The sequence below is a fragment of the Pedobacter planticolens genome (assembly GCF_014172375.1).
Classification (GTDB): Bacteria; Bacteroidota; Bacteroidia; order Sphingobacteriales; family Sphingobacteriaceae; genus Pedobacter; species Pedobacter planticolens.
This window is the reverse complement of sequence record NZ_WNXD01000002.1, coordinates 1-17,235: the sequence shown is the minus strand read 5'-3', so window position 1 is coordinate 17,235 and position 17,235 is coordinate 1. Positions and strand designations below refer to the sequence as shown.

Genomic DNA, 17,235 nt, shown 5'->3' with positions numbered 1-17,235 from the left:
AAAACCTTCAATTAATATATGAAGATAGCAGTAATTGGAACAGGATATGTAGGCCTTGTTACCGGAACATGTTTGGCAGAAACAGGAAATAATGTAATTTGTGTAGATATTAACGAAGCAAAAGTTGAAAAAATGATTGCTGGTGAAGTTCCAATTTACGAACCAGGCTTAGATGTATTATTTCACCGTAATATTGCTCAAGGTCGTTTATCATTTACAACCGATTTAGCGCTAGCAGTTAAAGAAGCACAGATTATTTTTATGGCTTTGCCAACGCCTCCAGGTGGAGACGGAGCAGCTGATCTTTCTTATATTTTAGGAGCTGCAAAAGACATTTCGAAACTAGTTACAGAATACAAAGTAATTGTAAATAAATCTACAGTTCCAGTTGGCACAGCAGATAAAGTTCAAGCAGTTTTTAAAGCGAATACTTCGATAGAAATAGATGTGGTTTCTAATCCGGAGTTCTTACGTGAGGGTGTGGCTGTTGATGATTTTATGAAACCTGACCGCGTTGTAATTGGTACAAGAAGTGAAAAAGCGCAAAAATTAATGACAGAATTGTATGCGCCTTATGTACGTCAGGGAAATCCTATTTTCTTTATGGATGAGCGTTCTTCTGAATTAACTAAATATGCAGCAAACGCATTTTTGGCAACAAAAATTACGTTTATGAATGAGATTGCAAATCTTTGTGAAATTGTAGGCGCTGATGTAGATGCCATACGTAAAGGAATTGGTTCAGATGAGCGCATTGGTAAGCGTTTTCTTTTCCCTGGTATTGGTTATGGCGGCAGTTGTTTCCCTAAAGATGTACAGGCTTTAGCAATTGCAGCAAGTACACATCAATATGATTTTCAGATTTTGAAAGCAGTTATGCAAGTAAATGAAAAGCAAAAAACAGTATTAGTAGATAAAGTATTAAAATATTATAAAGGTGATATTAAAGGTAAACATTTTGCACTTTGGGGCTTGGCATTTAAACCAGAAACTGATGATATTAGAGAGGCACCTGCTTTATATATAATTGATGAGCTGATTAAAAATGGCGCAACAGTTACTGCTTTTGATCCTGAAGCAATGAATAATGTTAAAGCTATAGTTGGAGATAAAATTAGCTTTTCACAAAATCAATATGAAACACTAGAAAATGCCGATGCATTATTAATTGCAACAGAATGGTCAGTGTTCCGTAATCCAGATTTTGAAAAAATGGATGAATTACTAACTAACAAGGTGATTTTTGATGGAAGAAATCTATTCGATTTACAAAAAATGATTGATTTAGGTTATTATTACAATAGCGTTGGTAGAAAATTAATAAGCTAAATATGGAACGAAAAAGAATATTGATAACAGGTGCGGCTGGATTTTTAGGTTCACACCTTTGCGATCGCTTTATTAAAGAAGATTTTCATGTAATAGCAATGGATAATCTAATTACAGGCGATTTGCAAAACATCGAACACCTGTTTAAATTAGAGAATTTTGAGTTCTATCACCATGATGTTTCTAAATTTGTTTACGTTCCTGGTAATTTAGATTATATCCTACACTTTGCTTCGCCAGCAAGTCCAATTGATTATTTGAAAATCCCTATTCAAACCTTAAAAGTTGGCTCTTTAGGTATTCACAACTTGTTAGGTTTGGCAAGATCAAAAAATGCTCGTTTATTAATTGCTTCAACTTCTGAAGTGTATGGCGATCCTACTGTAAATCCACAACCAGAAGAATATTGGGGAAATGTAAACCCAGTTGGACCTCGCGGTGTGTATGATGAAGCAAAACGTTTTCAGGAAGCGATGACAATGGCATATCATACTTTTCATGGTTTAGAAACTAGAATTGTACGGATATTTAATACGTATGGCCCGCGAATGCGATTAAATGATGGACGAGTTTTGCCAGCATTTATTGGACAGGCATTAAGAGGCGAAGACCTAACTGTTTTTGGTGATGGCAGTCAAACGCGTTCTTTTTGTTATGTAGATGATTTGATTGAAGGAATTTATCGTTTATTGTTTAGTGATTATGCTCAGCCTGTAAATATTGGTAATCCTGATGAAATTACAATGCTAGATTTTGCAGAAGAAATTATCAAATTAACAGGAACTACGCAAAAAATAATCTGTAAAGAATTACCAACTGATGATCCTAAACAACGCCGACCAGATATTACTAAAGCGAGAGAATTATTAAATTGGCAACCAAAGGTAGATAGAGCAGAGGGTTTGAAAATTACGTATGATTATTTTAAATCACTACCAAAAGAAGCGCTAGTAAATAAAGAGCATAAAAATTTTAAAACATATAATAAATAATGAAGAAAATATTAGTTACTGGAGGTGCAGGTTATATAGGTTCACATACGGTAGTAGAGCTTTTTAATACTGGATACGAAGTTATTATTGTTGATGATTTTTCGAATTCTGATCCTAAAATGTTAGATCAAATTGAGAAAATAAGTGGGAAGAAGCCAGAATTTGTGAAACTTGATCTTTGTGATGAGCAAGCAGTTCATGCATTTGCTAATCAACATAAAAACATTAGTGGCATTATTCATTTTGCAGCATTTAAGGCCGTAGGCGAATCGGTTCAACAACCTTTAAAATACTATCGCAATAATTTTTACTCCTTAATTAATATTATAACGGCATTTAATAGTAAGGTAAAGTTGGTATTTTCGTCATCATGTACAGTGTATGGTCAGCCAGATAAATTACCAGTAACAGAATCTGCACCAGTAAAAAAAGCAGAATCACCTTATGGGAATACGAAACAAATTGCGGAAGAAATTTTAGAAGAAACGTGTGCAGTAACTCCAGATTTAAGAGTAATCGCTTTGCGTTATTTTAATCCAGTTGGTGCACATGCATCAGCTTTAATTGGCGAATTACCTATCGGCGTACCGCAAAATTTAGTACCATTTATTACACAATCTGCCATTGGTAAACGTGGTGCAATTACTGTTTACGGCGATGATTACAATACGCCAGATGGTTCTGCAATAAGAGATTATATTCACGTTGTGGATTTAGCAAAAGCGCATGTTGCGGCAATTAAAAGATTAGAAGCCGAAACGGGAGATAATTACGAAATCTTTAATATTGGAACAGGAAAAGGTTCATCGGTATTGGAAATTATCAACGCTTTTGAACAATCTACTGGCGAAAAATTGAATTATGCAATTGGTGCACGTAGAGAAGGAGATATTGAACAAACGTATGGCGATGTAAGTCATTCGAATACAGTTTTAGGATGGAAAGCCGAGTTGGGAATTAATGAAATGATGAGTTCGGCATGGAATTGGGAGAAATATTTAAGAGATAACCCTTTTTAAATGAAACTAAGTGAGCACAAAGAGCTTAAAATAGAAATTTTAGCATTGCCACCAAAAGAGAAGGACAAATTATTACTTCGTTTGGTAGCAAAAGATAAAGTGCTTACTGAACATTTACATTTTTTACTATTAGAAGATGAAAGCCATCTGCGAGATCGCATAGCTACTATTAAGGAGCATATTCTGCAAAATATGCAGCATTTAAAAGAGTTAAAAAATGTAAGTGCTAAAGATGTTTTAGTGAATTTACGTAAATTGGCAAAGCAGGTTAATCATAATTTACGAGTAACAAAAGCTAATTTTGAAGATGTTGAGTTACGGATATTTCTTTTCAATAATACCATTACTCAATTTAAATCAGGTGTTTTTTCATCTTCTAAAAACTATGAACAACTTTTTGCGAGTTATTTTGTAAAATCTACTTTAATAACTTTGCGCAAATTTGATAAATTGCATGAAGACCTTCAATTTGATTTAAAAGAAGAAATAGATAAATTATTAACCAAAATATATAATGGAAACATGGCTGCAATTGCGCATGACCTAGGTTTGCCTAAACACATATAAGTATGAAGAAGATTTTAATTACTGGCGGCGCTGGTTTTATTGGCTCACATGTAGTGCGCAGATTTGTAAATAACTATCCTCAATATGAAATAATTAACCTTGATGCCCTTACATACGCAGGAAATCTGGCTAATCTTACAGATGTTGAAAACAAGAATAATTACAGGTTTGTAAAAGCAGATATTACTAACGCAGCAGAAATAAACAATCTTTTTAAATCAGAAAATTTCGATGCTGTAATTCATTTAGCGGCAGAATCTCATGTTGATCGTTCTATTGCAGATCCAAGTGCATTTGTAATGACGAATGTTATTGGAACTGTGAATTTGTTAAATGCAGCAAAAGAATATTGGAAAGGAGATTATGCAAATAAACGTTTTTATCATGTATCAACTGATGAAGTTTATGGTGCGCTAGGAGAGACTGGAATGTTTACGGAAAGTACAAGTTATGATCCTCACAGTCCATATTCAGCATCAAAAGCAAGTTCAGATCACTTTGTAAGAGCATATCATGATACGTATGGTTTAGATATTGTAATTTCTAACTGTTCTAATAATTATGGTTCGCATCATTTTCCAGAAAAATTAATCCCTCTGGCTATAAATAATATTAAAAATAATAGACCTGTACCGGTTTATGGTAAAGGTGAAAATGTACGCGATTGGTTATGGGTAGAAGATCATGCTAGAGCGATAGATGTAATTTTCCATAATGCTAAAACTGGTCAAACGTATAACATTGGAGGTCATAATGAATGGAAAAATATAGATTTAATTCATTTGTTATGTACTATAATGGACCAGAAACTAGGAAGAGCTGAGGGAGAATCTGCCAAACTAATCACATTTGTAACTGATAGAGCAGGACATGATTTACGTTATGCGATAGACTCCACTAAATTACAGAATGAGTTAGATTGGGTACCTAGTTTACAGTTTGAAGAGGGTTTAGCGAAAACAGTAGATTGGTATTTACAAAACGAAGATTGGTTAAATAATGTAACTTCGGGTAATTATCAGGCCTATTATGATAATCAGTACAAAGGGAGGTAATTTTGTTAGGTTGGTTTAAGAAAGAAAAAGAGCCCGAGTTCAATTTTTCGGTTATTGGAACAGATATGCATTCGCATATTATTCCAGGAATTGATGATGGAGCAAAAAGCCTTGATGATTCTTTATTACTAGCCAAACGTTTTCAAGCATTGGGGTTTAAAAAACTTGTTGCTACGCCTCATATCATGGCCGATTATTTTCGTAATACTCCAGATATCATACATAGAGCACTTGATATTTTACGAGAGGGTTTATTGCAAAATAACATTGATTTAGAAGTAAGCGCTGCTGCCGAGTATTATTTAGATGAAACTTTCGAGAAAAAAATAGAGAAAAAAGAAGTACTTAGCTTCGGAAAAAACGACTATTTGCTTTTTGAACTATCTTATATTAATCCTCCGCATAATCTGTTCGAAGTTATTTCAAAAATTCAAGATGCTGGTTATCAGCCAGTTTTGGCCCACCCAGAACGTTATCCATATTACTACGGCTCGTTAGAAAACTATCAACAAATTAAAGATGTAGGCTGCCTTTTACAATTAAATACCATTTCCTTAACAGGATATTATGGTAAAAGCTGCAAGCAAACCGCCGAAGAACTGATTGACAATTACTGTGTTGACTTTTTAGGTAGCGATATGCACCACCTTCGCCATGCTGATGCTTTAAGAGATAGTTTGAGTTTAAAAAGGTTGCAAAACATCTTATCGCAACCTCAAATTAGTAATCTCTTGTTGTAATTGGTAAACTGCCAATTGAGAACTGAATTACTCGTAACGCAGTGCCTCTACAGGATCAAGTTTAGATGCTTTTTTAGCGGGATAATAGCCTGAAACAATACCTACAATAACACATAAAGCAAATCCACCGAGAATAAATAACCATGGAATTAGAAATGAGCCTCCCATCGAAAAGGAGATTAGATTCCCAATCCCGATTCCGAGTAAAATTCCCAGTGCACCACCCATTAAGCAAATCACAACAGCCTCTATTAAAAACTGTTTTCTAATTACTGCTGGATTTGCACCTATCGCTTTCCTAATTCCTATTTCTCGTGTTCTTTCAGTTACAGAAACCAGCATAATATTCATTAAACCAATAGATGCACCAATTAAAGTGATTACGCCAATGGCTATACCACCAACTCTGATATAAATTAAATTCTCAAATAAAGTTTGTGCAACTGCATCACTTTTAGTGATTTCGAAGTTATTGGTTTCGCCTATTTTGACTTTCCTAATATTTCTAAATTCTGCGGTCGCTTCGCCAATAATGTTATCCATTAAATCGGTATTTGGCACCATTACAGTTACAGTATAAGATGGATTATTATTCGAATTAATCAGCTTTGCTTTAAATAAAGGCACATATACGGCTCTATCTGTATTAGAACCCATACTCGAACCTTTCGATACTAGCACGCCAATTACCTTCAATCGAGTACTACCAGCGGTGATAACTTTATCCAATGGCGATTCTTTTTTAAATAGTGTAGTTGCTATTTCACTTCCAATAATACAAACGTTATTGCCAGATAAAGCTTCAGCACTATTAAAATTCCTTCCTAAAGCTAGTTCTAAACCTTGTGAAGCTAATCCATTTTCGTCTATGCCTTGTATATTAGTATTTGGATTTGTTTTTTCTTGCTCGTATTTAACAGTAGAACCACCACTTGCAAAAACACTAACAGAGACTGTTGCGGGCGTGTTTAATCTTTCCTTAAATTTAATCGCATCTTCATAACGAATAGATTTAAATGGTTTTGGTCTTTTACCAGAACCTCCAATCCTAATTCCCGTACCTCTATTTCTAATATTAAAGGAGTTTGCACCCATGCTTGAAAATGCATCGGTCATACTCTTTTTAATCGCATCTATTGTAGTAAGAATACCCACTAACGCCATAAGACCAAGTGCTATGATTAATGCGGTAAGCATTGTACGAAGGCGATTACTTTTAATGGATTGTAGCGCAAGTCTTACGTTTTCGGTATAGGTCATTTGATGGAAATAAGATTCTGTAGGGATAAAAATAAAAAGTCCCGCTGTTAAGACAACGAGACCTATTAAAATGTTACAAATTTATATGCTTAAACCGAGAAACTTGTTCCGCATCCGCATGAACTTGCTGCATTTGGATTACTAAATGTAAAACCTCTTGAGTTTAATCCATCTTGCCAATCAATTTGCATTCCTAATAAATACATTTGATGTGCTTTATGCATATAAATTTTAATATCGTCTATAATAAATTCTTGGTCGCCGTCTTTCTTTTGGTCAAAACCCAAAACATAACTCATGCCTGAGCAACCACCACCTTCAACACCAACACGTAAACCAAAATCATCAGCAATTTCTTGTTGGTCTTTTAGTTTCAAAAGTTCTTTAACAGCGGTTTCGGTAAACGATACAGGCGCAAAAGCAGTTTCTACAGTATTACTCATGTTTTTAAAATTAAGAAGACAAATATAAATATTTATGTACATTTTTGCTCGTTGTACTTTTTAATATTACGGTATTCAAACAAAATAAAATGAACATCACACATTTTTTAACACAAGTAGCAATTCTTGCAACAGGTGGTATATTAGCGCTAGCGGCAGGTTATTTTTTAATTAAAAATGATATTCAGAATTATTTCCGATTCAAAACGCTCGAAGCAAATAAAGATAGTAGCACAGCTTTATTACCACTTCGATTACAGGCGCACGAAAGGCTAATCGTTTTTATAGAACGCATTAATCCTGCAAATTTATTGGTGCGTTTGCATCAGCCCGCAATTGAGCTTTCTGCATTACAATCCTTAGTTTTAAATGAAATAAAGGCAGAATACCAACATAATATCGCTCAACAATTGTATGTAGATTCTAGTAGTTGGAACGTAGTTCGAAAATTAAAAGATGATACAATTGCCATGATAAATAATGTTGTACATGGCTTGCCAGAAAATTCAACAGGTGTTGATTTAAGCAAAAAAGTATTGCAACACATGAGTGGGATAGAAGAAAATCCATACGAGTTAACTATCAATATCCTTAAAAAAGATATTCACGCTTTGTTTTAAGTATTATGAGCGATAAAAAATTTACAACTACATCGGGAATTGAGATAAAAGATATTTATACTTCTGCAAAACCTTTAACAGAAACTCCTGGAGAATTTCCATTTACCAGAGGGATTCAAAAAGATATGTATCGCGGCCGTTTATGGACGATGAGGCAATATGCTGGTTTTTCTACTGCGGAAGAATCAAATAAGCGTTACCATTATTTATTAGCGCAAGGAACAATGGGTTTGTCTGTAGCTTTTGATTTACCCACACAAATTGGCTACGATTCTGATCATGATATGGCAGATGGAGAAGTAGGTAAAGTTGGTGTAGCTATCGATTCGTTAAAAGACATTGAAATTCTATTTGATGGTATTGAATTAAAAAAGATTACCACATCAATGACTATAAATGCAACTGCATCTATATTATTGGCCATGTATATTGCCCTAGCTAAAAAACAAGGGGCAGATTTAAAAGAGATTTCGGGTACGATACAAAATGATATTTTAAAAGAGTATGCTGCAAGAGGAACATATATCTATCCTCCAAAACCTTCAATGCGCATTATTACTGATATTTTTGAGTATTGTAGTAAAGAAGTGCCTAAATGGAATACCATTTCTATTTCTGGGTATCATATTCGTGAAGCTGGCTCAACTGCGGTACAAGAATTAGCGTTTACATTGGCAAATGGCAAAGCCTATTTAAATGCTGCATTAGAAAAAGGACTAGATATTAATGTTTTTGCAAAGCGATTATCTTTCTTTTTCAATTGCCACAATAACTTTTTCGAAGAAATTGCCAAGTTTAGAGCGGCTAGAAGAATGTGGGCTCATATCACAAAATCGTTAGGCGCAACAGATGAAAAAGCAATGATGCTTCGTTTTCATACGCAAACTGGCGGTTCTACATTAACAGCGCAACAACCTTTAAATAATGTAATTCGAGTTACAAATCAAGCAATGGCTGCGGTTTTGGGTGGTACACAATCTTTACACACCAACGGATATGATGAAGCATTATCATTACCAACAGAAGCAGCGGCTAAAATCGCCCTGCGTACACAACAAGTTATTGCTTTTGAAAGTGGTGTAACAGATACGGTTGACCCATTAGCTGGCTCGTTTTTTGTAGAAACATTGACTGATGAAATTGAAGCAGCGGCATTAACTTATATAGAAAAGATAGATGCAATGGGTGGCTCGGTTAATGCTATAGAAAATGGGTATATCCAACAAGAAATTGCAAACTCTGCTTATCAATACCAAAAAGAAGTAGAGGCTGCAGAGCGAATTATTGTTGGGGTTAATAAGTTTACACAAGAGAAAGAAGGAATTACGGACGTTTTAAACATAGATGAATCGATAAGAACCATACAAACTGATAAATTAAAAAGATTGAAGGCTGATCGAAACAATGCTGCTGTTAATTTAGCGTTAACTCGATTAACTGAAGCTGCCAAATCAGATCAGAATTTGATGCCTTTTATCCTTAGTGCTGTAGAAGAATATGCCACACTTGGGGAAATAGCGGATTGTATGCGAAATGTGTTCGGAGAATATTAAAATTGATGTTAAAAAATAGTTATCAACACAAAAAATTTAGGTTAAGTGCTTTATGATACTGCTCCTGAACGACTTACAAATTAATTGAAATTTTTGTTCTTTTTGTTGATAATTTTTTGAATATTCGATGTTCCAAAAGGGCATGTCCGTAATGTCCTTATTAGAACTGAAAACCAACAAATTATAGAATAACAATGGAAAAAACTTGTACCGAAGTATGGAAGAACTGTCTTCAAATAATTAAGGATAACATTCCGACCCAAAGTTTTAAAACGTGGTTCGAACCGATATCAGCACTTAAATTAGAAGGGAAAGTTTTAACCATCCAGGTGCCTAGTTTATTTTTTTACGAATGGCTAGAAGAACACTATGTTGGTCTGCTTCGTAAAACAGTAAAAAAGCAATTGGGAGACGAAGGAAGATTAGAATATAATATCGTAGTTGATAAATCATCAAATAGCGGTTCTCCTTACACAACAAACATGCCCTCTAACGGAAATGGGGCAGAAGCGAAAATGCAATCAATGCCAATTCCTGTATCAATAAATAAGGATATTAAAAATCCGTTTATTATACCTGGGTTGAAAAAATTGACAGTTGATCCGCAGTTAAATGCAAACTATACTTTCGAAAATTATATTGAAGGAGATTGTAATCGTTTAGCTCGTTCTGCAGGTTATGCTGTTGCAGCAAAACCAGGTGGTACTTCATTTAACCCGTTAATGATTTATGGAGGTGTAGGTTTAGGTAAAACGCATTTGGCTCAGGCAATAGGAAACGAGATTAAACGTAGCATGCCGGATAAATTGGTCATCTATGTTTCTTGTGAGAAATTTTGCCAGCAGTTTGTAGATTCATTAAAGAATAATACGATTAATGATTTTGTGAATTTTTATCAAGCAATGGATGTAATCATCATGGATGATGTACACAACTTTGCAGGTAAAGAAAAAACACAAGATATCTTCTTCCATATCTTTAATCATTTACATCAATCGGGTAAACAAGTAATCTTAACATCTGATAAAGCGCCAAAAGATTTAGCTGGTTTAGAAGAAAGATTATTGAGCCGTTTTAAATGGGGATTATCTGCAGATTTGCAAATTCCAGATTTAGAAACTCGTATTGCTATCCTTAAAAAGAAAATGTATGCTGATGGTATTGAATTACCTGGCGAAGTGGTAGAATATGTAGCGCACAACATTGATAATAATGTTCGTGAATTAGAAGGTGCAATGGTTTCGTTATTAGCGCAATCTACTTTAAACAAAAAAGACATCGATTTGGCCTTGGCGAAACAAATGTTGAAGAACTTTATCAAGAATACATCGAAAGAAATCTCGATGGAATATATTCAGAAATTAGTTTGTGAATACTTCGAAGTTCCGGTTGATATGGTGAAATCGCAAACGCGTAAACGTGAAATTGTACAGGCTCGTCAAATCTCAATGTATTTGTCAAAAAGCCATACCAAGTCATCATTAAAAACTATTGGCGCTTTCTTTGGCGGTAGAGATCACTCAACAGTAATTTATGCTTGCCAAACGGTAGAAGATTTAATAGAAACAGATAAAAAGTTTAAAGCTTACGTAAACGATATTCAGAAAAAACTGAAAATGAGTTAATTCATTCGTTATTGCGAGGAGGAACGGCAGAGCAATCTTTTATGCAAAGTTTCTTTAGATTTAATTTAATAAAAAAGGCCAGATAAATTATCTGGCCTTTTTTGTATGAAAGTATTATAAGATTACAAATGCATCAATCCATAATACAAACCAGCCACATGTAATGCTTGATCTATTTTATTCTCTTTCAGCAATTGTTTAACTTCTTCAATCGTATATTCTTCAACATTTAAAATCTCATGCTCATCTAAATGTTGTTCGTGAGTTTTAACGCCACCTTTTAATAAATATGTAAAAGTTTTATTGGTAGAAGTTGCAGGATTTGGATAAAGTGTAGCAATCAATTCGCAGCTTTCAAAACTATAACCAGTTTCTTCTTGTAATTCGCGTACAATTGCAGTTTCAGGTTCTTCTCCATCATCTATTACTCCACCAGGAATTTCTAAAGAGATAATATCAGCGGCAAACCGATATTGTCTAACTAAAATGATTTTATTTTCTTTTGTTAAAGCAATTGCATTCACCCAATTCGGGTATTCCAATACATAATAATCATCTTTTATAGAGCCGTTTTGCAATTTGCAAGTATCAACTCTTAAAGTTGCCCACCTTTCTCGTACTAAATATTTAGAGGCAATTTTTTGCCATTTTAGAATTTCCATTCGTTTTTATAGGTATTGTTGAATTATTTTCTGCCTGCCCAAATTAATTAAATGTACAATTTGATGATCATCTATTAGACATTGATAAATCAGATTTAACTTTTGAGCAAACAAACCTGATTGTATTGGGTTATTCTCAAAATCAAGCTCACTGTAAAGAAAATCACTTAGTGCATTTAATTTCTCGGCATTAAGATTAGCTACCTTCAGCCAATTGCTAAAACCCTCGGTATCATTTTCTAGCAAGAGTGATCTATCCAATCCAAAACTAGAAGTTAAGGTTTCATTAAACAAATCTTCTGCTTCTTTTAACTTTAACTCTGTTTTTAAGCCAATTATTCTAGCCAAAACTTGAGCAAGCTTTTCTATTTCAGCAGTAATTAAATCTCGTCTGTACATAATTAAACTCTTGTAACATATCGTCTCCCCAGTTTTCCAATCTATGGACTATGGACTATGGACTATGGACTATGGACTATGGACTATGGACTATGGACTATGGACTATGGACTATTTACCAACTTCCACTACTACCACCACCGCCGAAACTTCCACCACCGAAACCTCCAAATCCACCGCCACCGCCACTGCTTCCACCACCAAAACCGCCTCCAAATCCAGAACCGCCACGGCCTCCGCCACCGCCTAATAACATGCTCCAGAAAAGTGCATCAGCAACTCCGCGTCCACCAATAACTTGGCTTCCACCTCCACCACCTTTTCTTAAAATAATAACAATGATGATAATAATGATCAGCACAATAAAACCTGCACTCCCTTTACCACCTTTAGATTTCGCTTTAGGGTTGTCGTTTTTGTATTCTCCTTTAATTAAAGATATAATCGAATTTGTTCCAGCATCAATACCAGCATAATAATCATTTGCTTTAAAGAATGGTTTAATATCATTTTCTATTATCCTTTTGGTATAAATATCGGGCAAAGCCCCTTCTAAACCATAACCAGTTTGGATTGATAATTTTCTATCGCCAATGGCAATTAATAAAATTACCCCATTGTTTTTGCCTTTTCCACCAATACCCCATTTGCGACCTAATTCAAGTGCATATTCGTTAATGTCGTAATCGCCAACTGATTTCATTAATACTACTGCAATCTGGTTAGATGTAGAATCATCATAAGCAACGAGTTTTTGCTCTAACTGCTGTACCTGACTTGCAGTAAGCGTTTGTGTATAATCATTAACTAAAGTGGTCGGCTTTGCCGGAAAATCTTGCGCAAAGCTGAAACTATAACTAAGCGTTAAAAGAAATAAGATGATTAATTTTTTCATCAATGGTTTCATTAGTTATTTGGTTCAGCTTGATCCATAAATATAATATCATTTGGCAACTCATTCACATCACCAGTTTGGTAAGGGAAAAATAAAGCTAATTTTTCGCCAGCTAATGAAACGCCAGCAACAATTCCTTCGGCTAAATTTCCACTTAAAAAATGAGCTTTCATGGCTACTTGTGCAGTTTCCCAAAAATCATTAGGAACAACTGTGTCAATTCCTCGATCACCGATGATGGCAAATTTTTTGTCTTCGTAAGCCAAATAGATGAGAACGCCATTATGTTGAGCCGTTTTATCCATTCCTAATTGAGCGAAATATTGGGTTGCTCTTTCAAAAGCACTGCCGTGACAATGTTTTTCAACAGCTATTCTTATTTCTCCTGAAGTTGCTTTTTCAGCTTCAGCAATGGCATTGGCAATTAATTCTTGTTCTTGTGTTGTGAAAACAGACATATTTTTTGTTTAATAAAGTAAAGGGTAATACATGTTTAGTTCATAAACACGTATTACCCTGAAATGTTAGTGTATAACTAAAATTCTACTTTAGGTGCGTTTTGAGCGCCAGCATCAGCCTTAAATGGAGTTTTAGCGCTAAAACCAAATAAACCAGCGGTTAAGTTAGTAGGAAAAGATCTAACTTTACTGTTAAACTCTTGTACTGCAGCATTAAAGTCTTTACGTGCAACAGTAATGCGATTTTCTGTACCTTCTAATTGTGCAGAAAGTTCACTGAATTGTTGTGTAGCTTTTAATTCTGGATAATTCTCAGTCAACACCATTAATTTGCCTAATGCTTGAGTAATTTGACCTTGTGCAGCTTGGTATTTCTCCATATTTTCAGCATTTAACTTGTCAGGATCTATAGTGATTTTACTTGCACTAGCACGAGCTTCAATTACGGCAGTTAAAGTTCCTTGTTCAAACTTAGCAGCGCCTTTTACAGTATTAACTAAATTCGGAATCAAATCAGACCTACGTTGGTACTGTGCTTCCACGTCTGCCCATTTATTTTTAACACCTTCATCCATTTTTACTAAGCCGTTATAACCACAACCGCTAACTAATGCGAGCAATACTACAACTGCAATTATTCCAATTACTACTTTTTTCATGTTATTGTTTTTGTTTTAGGTTTCTATTTCAATTTAGATATCAATATTCATACCTTGTTACGAAAACAGACAAAATACTGACAACTTGCCATAATTGGCTATTTAAATATACCAAATATTGGATAATGTGCAAATTGATAATCATTAACCGAATTGGGAACTGCGAACTGAAATCTGTATTTTTGTACTATTCGAGATAAAAACTCGACAAATGATATGCAAAAAGAAATCGAAATTACCGTTGCGCCAGAACATGTTGCTAACGAACAAGTAATTCTTCAAAACTTGGCTAGAGCTTTAAAAATTGAAATCTCTGCCATCAAACAACATAAAATTTTAAAGCGTTCTATTGATGCTAGATCACGTAAAGTGATTTACCGATTACAGGTTAGAGCTTATATTGATGAAAATCCGATAGCCGAAGACAACACTCTTATATATAATAAAGTAACTGCCGCTAAAACAGTAATCATTGTTGGTGCTGGTCCTGCTGGACTTTTTGCTGCACTACAATGTATTGAAAATGGTTTAAAACCCATCATCGTAGAGCGAGGTAAAGATGTAAAACAACGCCGAAGAGATTTAGCTGCTATTAATAAACAAGGTGTAGTAAATACAGAATCTAATTATTGCTATGGCGAAGGCGGTGCTGGAACCTATTCTGATGGCAAGTTATATACGCGTTCCAATAAACGTGGAGATATAAATAAGGTATTGCAGCTATTTGTACAACACGGAGCAGACCAAGGTATTTTAATTGATGCTCGACCGCATATTGGCACAAATAAGCTCCCTCAAATTATTACTTCCATCAGAGAAACAATTCAAAATGCTGGTGGCGAAGTATTATTTGATTCAAAACTTACAGATTTCATCATTGCAGATGGAAAAATAAAAGGAATAGTTATTAATTGCGAACAAGAACTTTTAGCCGATGCCGTTATCTTAGCAACAGGCCATTCTGCCAGAGATATTTACGAACTTTTACATCAGAAAAATATTTTAATTGAGGCCAAGCCGTTCGCATTAGGTGTGCGTATTGAACATCCCCAACAAATTATAGATAGCGCCCAATACCATTGCGATACGCGAAGTGAGTTTTTGCCACCAGCAAATTATAGTATGGTAGAACAGGTTAAAACTAGAGGAGTGTTCTCTTTTTGCATGTGCCCAGGGGGGATAATTGCTCCTTGTGCCACCGACCTAAACGAAATTGTAGTGAATGGATGGTCGCCATCTAAAAGAAATAACCCCTACGCAAATTCAGGAACAGTAGTGCAGGTTACATTAAATGATGTTCAAGGCTATGATCCATTAAGAATGTTAAACTTTCAATCTGAAATAGAACAACTCGCTTTTGAGGCTGGTGGAGGTAATTTAGTTGCTCCCGCACAGCGGATGATAGATTTTGTAGAGAATAAACTGTCGCTCGATTTGCCAAAGAATTCCTATCTGCCAGGTGTAAAAAGTGTAATGCTCGATAACATTCTGCCAGATTTTGTAGCGCAAAGTTTAAAGTCGGCACTTCCGTTATTTGGAAAAAAGATGAAAGGCTATTATACCAATGAAGCAATTTTAGTTGGAGTAGAAAGTCGTACCTCATCTCCAGTCCGCATCCCGCGGGATAAAGAAACCTATCAACATCCACAAATCACAGGCTTATTTCCTTGTGCCGAAGGAGCAGGTTATGCTGGCGGTATTGTTTCTGCTGCAATAGATGGTATCAATTGTGCTAACGCGATTTTAAACAATTAAAGAAATCTAAACGTTGTAATATAAATTCTTTAATCATGATTAATTTAGTAGACGAACTAAAAAAAGCATACAATGGAGATACTTGGCATGGTAATAATGTTTTAGATTTACTTTTAACAGCAGATCCTCAAAAAGTTTTTACGCATCCAATTCCTAATGCACACTCAATTGCAGAATTAACATTGCATCTCACCGCTTGGACAGAAGAGGTTGTAGATAGAATAGAAGGCAAAGCAGCAAAAACACCTTCCCTAGGAGATTGGCCAATACCGATAGAAAAGTCAGAACAAGAATGGGAGGTTATAGTAAAGGATTTTAAATCAGCTAACGAAAAGTTAATTGCACTCATTAATGGTTTTCTTCCTTTACAATGGTCAAGTGAAGTTAAGGATAAACGAATTCCAGAATTAGGAACAGGTGTAAATAATGCACAACTCATCAACGGATTAATTCAACATCATGCCTATCATTCAGGTCAAATCGCTTTACTCCTAAAATTTTAACTAAAAGCTACGAAATCATAATATGAAAAAGACATTAATTATAGGTGCAACTCCAAATCCAGATCGTTATGCTTACAAAGCTGCTCACATGCTTACTGCAAAAGGGCATCCAATTATAAATATAGGTATCAAGCAAGGTGAATTAGCAGGTGTTAAAATCGAAAAACCAGGCGCCCCATATCATGATATCGATACAGTTACCCTATATATAGGCCCAGCATTGCAAATTGGTTATTATGATTATATTCTAGAAACCAAACCTAAACGTGTAATTTTTAACCCAGGAGCCGAAAATCCTGAATTTGTAGAGATGTTAGAGTTACATAATATAGAGCCAGTAGAAGCTTGCACATTAGTATTGTTAAGTACAGGGCAATATTAGGAAAGCGATCTATAATATATATACTATAGCTATTCCCGCTAGCATTTCAATCTTTTATCTACAGGTATAGGTTTCAAGAGCTATACCGATTACAAAAAGCATTTCCATTTATATGAACTTTAGCGAAGGACTTTACTGTTCATGATCAAGAGTAATTGCTTGGTCTTGGCTTTAAAAAGCATGGTAAGAGTGTGTCATTTAAAACGGCCTTTAGAGGGGGTTAGTTCGGGGTTGGTTCGGACTTAGTTCGGAGTTAGTTCGGGGTTACGACGGTTGTATCCGAACCAACTCCGAACTAACTCCGACTGGAGTGCGAGTT

The 17,235-nt window shown here is 35.0% G+C and carries 19 protein-coding genes; 12 read left to right on the top strand and 7 right to left on the bottom strand.

The window, feature by feature from the left end:
* The first annotated feature begins 18 nt into the window (after window positions 1-18).
* Genes GM921_RS08770 through GM921_RS08745 form a run of 6 tightly spaced genes read left to right on the top strand, consistent with a single transcriptional unit; the run spans window position 19 to window position 5,702 of the window.
* A complete protein-coding gene (locus GM921_RS08770; RefSeq protein ID WP_182922274.1) occupies window positions 19-1,329 on the top strand; it encodes a UDP-glucose dehydrogenase family protein in 1,311 nt (436 codons plus the stop codon).
* Between the two features lie 2 nt (window positions 1,330-1,331).
* Complete coding sequence (locus tag GM921_RS08765) at window positions 1,332-2,321, top strand: UDP-glucuronic acid decarboxylase family protein (protein WP_182922273.1); 990 nt, start codon at window positions 1,332-1,334, stop codon at window positions 2,319-2,321.
* A complete protein-coding gene (gene galE, locus GM921_RS08760) occupies window positions 2,321-3,340 on the top strand; it encodes a UDP-glucose 4-epimerase GalE (RefSeq protein ID WP_182922272.1) in 1,020 nt (339 codons plus the stop codon). Before GM921_RS08765 ends, galE begins: the two co-directional genes overlap by 1 nt.
* Window positions 3,341-3,907, top strand: coding sequence for a hypothetical protein (locus tag GM921_RS08755; protein WP_182922271.1), 567 nt, complete (start codon window positions 3,341-3,343; stop codon window positions 3,905-3,907).
* A gap of 2 nt (window positions 3,908-3,909) precedes the next feature.
* Window positions 3,910-4,962: a dTDP-glucose 4,6-dehydratase gene (gene rfbB, locus GM921_RS08750; RefSeq protein ID WP_182922270.1), complete on the top strand. Its 1,053-nt coding sequence runs from the start codon at window positions 3,910-3,912 to the stop codon at window positions 4,960-4,962.
* A 2-nt stretch (window positions 4,963-4,964) separates the two neighbouring features.
* Window positions 4,965-5,702 (top strand): tyrosine-protein phosphatase, encoded by a 738-nt coding sequence (locus tag GM921_RS08745; RefSeq protein ID WP_182922269.1) that lies wholly within the window; start codon window positions 4,965-4,967, stop codon window positions 5,700-5,702.
* A 27-nt stretch (window positions 5,703-5,729) separates the two neighbouring features.
* On the opposite strand, the gene GM921_RS08740 is transcribed toward GM921_RS08745, so the two are convergent.
* Both GM921_RS08740 and GM921_RS08735 read right to left on the bottom strand, forming a co-directional pair.
* Window positions 5,730-6,962, bottom strand: coding sequence for an ABC transporter permease (locus GM921_RS08740; protein ID WP_182922268.1), 1,233 nt, complete (start codon window positions 6,960-6,962; stop codon window positions 5,730-5,732).
* A gap of 89 nt (window positions 6,963-7,051) precedes the next feature.
* The gene (locus GM921_RS08735) at window positions 7,052-7,405 is read right to left on the bottom strand and encodes a HesB/IscA family protein (RefSeq protein WP_182922267.1); all 354 of its coding nucleotides are present in this window, start codon (window positions 7,403-7,405) and stop codon (window positions 7,052-7,054) included.
* Between the two features lie 89 nt (window positions 7,406-7,494).
* Between GM921_RS08735 and GM921_RS08730 the strand changes: the two genes are divergently transcribed.
* The 3 genes from GM921_RS08730 (at window position 7,495) to dnaA (ending at window position 11,203) form a co-directional block, all read left to right on the top strand.
* Window positions 7,495-8,025, top strand: a complete 531-nt coding sequence (locus GM921_RS08730; RefSeq protein WP_182922266.1) for a DUF7935 family protein — start codon at window positions 7,495-7,497, stop codon at window positions 8,023-8,025.
* Between the two features lie 5 nt (window positions 8,026-8,030).
* A complete protein-coding gene (locus GM921_RS08725; RefSeq protein ID WP_182922265.1) occupies window positions 8,031-9,578 on the top strand; it encodes an acyl-CoA mutase large subunit family protein in 1,548 nt (515 codons plus the stop codon).
* Between the two features lie 194 nt (window positions 9,579-9,772).
* The gene (gene dnaA, locus GM921_RS08720; protein ID WP_173272629.1) at window positions 9,773-11,203 is read left to right on the top strand and encodes a chromosomal replication initiator protein DnaA; all 1,431 of its coding nucleotides are present in this window, start codon (window positions 9,773-9,775) and stop codon (window positions 11,201-11,203) included.
* Window positions 11,204-11,325: 122 nt separating this feature from the next.
* On the opposite strand, the gene GM921_RS08715 is transcribed toward dnaA, so the two are convergent.
* The 5 genes from GM921_RS08715 to GM921_RS08695 form a co-directional block, all read right to left on the bottom strand.
* Window positions 11,326-11,865: an NUDIX hydrolase gene (locus GM921_RS08715; RefSeq protein WP_182922264.1), complete on the bottom strand. Its 540-nt coding sequence runs from the start codon at window positions 11,863-11,865 to the stop codon at window positions 11,326-11,328.
* A gap of 6 nt (window positions 11,866-11,871) precedes the next feature.
* Window positions 11,872-12,264: a hypothetical protein gene (locus GM921_RS08710; RefSeq protein ID WP_182922263.1), complete on the bottom strand. Its 393-nt coding sequence runs from the start codon at window positions 12,262-12,264 to the stop codon at window positions 11,872-11,874.
* A gap of 115 nt (window positions 12,265-12,379) precedes the next feature.
* Window positions 12,380-13,159, bottom strand: a complete 780-nt coding sequence (locus GM921_RS08705) for a TPM domain-containing protein (protein WP_182922262.1) — start codon at window positions 13,157-13,159, stop codon at window positions 12,380-12,382.
* 11 nt (window positions 13,160-13,170) lie between these two features.
* Window positions 13,171-13,617, bottom strand: a complete 447-nt coding sequence (locus tag GM921_RS08700; RefSeq protein WP_182922261.1) for a TPM domain-containing protein — start codon at window positions 13,615-13,617, stop codon at window positions 13,171-13,173.
* A 77-nt stretch (window positions 13,618-13,694) separates the two neighbouring features.
* Window positions 13,695-14,276, bottom strand: coding sequence for a LemA family protein (locus GM921_RS08695; protein WP_182922260.1), 582 nt, complete (start codon window positions 14,274-14,276; stop codon window positions 13,695-13,697).
* Window positions 14,277-14,492: 216 nt separating this feature from the next.
* On the opposite strand from GM921_RS08695, the gene GM921_RS08690 reads away from it, so the two are divergent.
* The 3 genes from GM921_RS08690 to GM921_RS08680 are packed head-to-tail and all read left to right on the top strand — an operon-like array spanning window position 14,493 to window position 16,916.
* Entirely contained in the window at window positions 14,493-16,031 is a 1,539-nt protein-coding gene (locus GM921_RS08690) for an NAD(P)/FAD-dependent oxidoreductase (protein ID WP_182922259.1), read from the top strand.
* 35 nt (window positions 16,032-16,066) lie between these two features.
* The gene (locus tag GM921_RS08685) at window positions 16,067-16,534 is read left to right on the top strand and encodes a DinB family protein (protein WP_182922258.1); all 468 of its coding nucleotides are present in this window, start codon (window positions 16,067-16,069) and stop codon (window positions 16,532-16,534) included.
* Between the two features lie 22 nt (window positions 16,535-16,556).
* A complete protein-coding gene (locus GM921_RS08680; RefSeq protein ID WP_182922257.1) occupies window positions 16,557-16,916 on the top strand; it encodes a CoA-binding protein in 360 nt (119 codons plus the stop codon).
* The last annotated feature ends 319 nt before the right edge of the window (window positions 16,917-17,235 follow it).

Coding starts and splice junctions, on each gene's coding strand:
- GM921_RS08770 (WP_182922274.1), top strand. CDS start 19: ATGAAGATAGCAGTAATTGGAACAGGATATGTAGGCCTTGTTACCGGA.
- GM921_RS08765 (WP_182922273.1), top strand. CDS start 1,332: ATGGAACGAAAAAGAATATTGATAACAGGTGCGGCTGGATTTTTAGGT.
- galE (WP_182922272.1), top strand. CDS start 2,321: ATGAAGAAAATATTAGTTACTGGAGGTGCAGGTTATATAGGTTCACAT.
- GM921_RS08755 (WP_182922271.1), top strand. CDS start 3,341: ATGAAACTAAGTGAGCACAAAGAGCTTAAAATAGAAATTTTAGCATTG.
- rfbB (WP_182922270.1), top strand. CDS start 3,910: ATGAAGAAGATTTTAATTACTGGCGGCGCTGGTTTTATTGGCTCACAT.
- GM921_RS08740 (WP_182922268.1), bottom strand. CDS start 6,962: ATGACCTATACCGAAAACGTAAGACTTGCGCTACAATCCATTAAAAGT.
- GM921_RS08735 (WP_182922267.1), bottom strand. CDS start 7,405: ATGAGTAATACTGTAGAAACTGCTTTTGCGCCTGTATCGTTTACCGAA.
- GM921_RS08730 (WP_182922266.1), top strand. CDS start 7,495: ATGAACATCACACATTTTTTAACACAAGTAGCAATTCTTGCAACAGGT.
- GM921_RS08725 (WP_182922265.1), top strand. CDS start 8,031: ATGAGCGATAAAAAATTTACAACTACATCGGGAATTGAGATAAAAGAT.
- dnaA (WP_173272629.1), top strand. CDS start 9,773: ATGGAAAAAACTTGTACCGAAGTATGGAAGAACTGTCTTCAAATAATT.
- GM921_RS08715 (WP_182922264.1), bottom strand. CDS start 11,865: ATGGAAATTCTAAAATGGCAAAAAATTGCCTCTAAATATTTAGTACGA.
- GM921_RS08710 (WP_182922263.1), bottom strand. CDS start 12,264: ATGTACAGACGAGATTTAATTACTGCTGAAATAGAAAAGCTTGCTCAA.
- GM921_RS08705 (WP_182922262.1), bottom strand. CDS start 13,159: ATGAAAAAATTAATCATCTTATTTCTTTTAACGCTTAGTTATAGTTTC.
- GM921_RS08700 (WP_182922261.1), bottom strand. CDS start 13,617: ATGTCTGTTTTCACAACACAAGAACAAGAATTAATTGCCAATGCCATT.
- GM921_RS08695 (WP_182922260.1), bottom strand. CDS start 14,276: ATGAAAAAAGTAGTAATTGGAATAATTGCAGTTGTAGTATTGCTCGCA.
- GM921_RS08690 (WP_182922259.1), top strand. CDS start 14,493: ATGCAAAAAGAAATCGAAATTACCGTTGCGCCAGAACATGTTGCTAAC.
- GM921_RS08685 (WP_182922258.1), top strand. CDS start 16,067: ATGATTAATTTAGTAGACGAACTAAAAAAAGCATACAATGGAGATACT.
- GM921_RS08680 (WP_182922257.1), top strand. CDS start 16,557: ATGAAAAAGACATTAATTATAGGTGCAACTCCAAATCCAGATCGTTAT.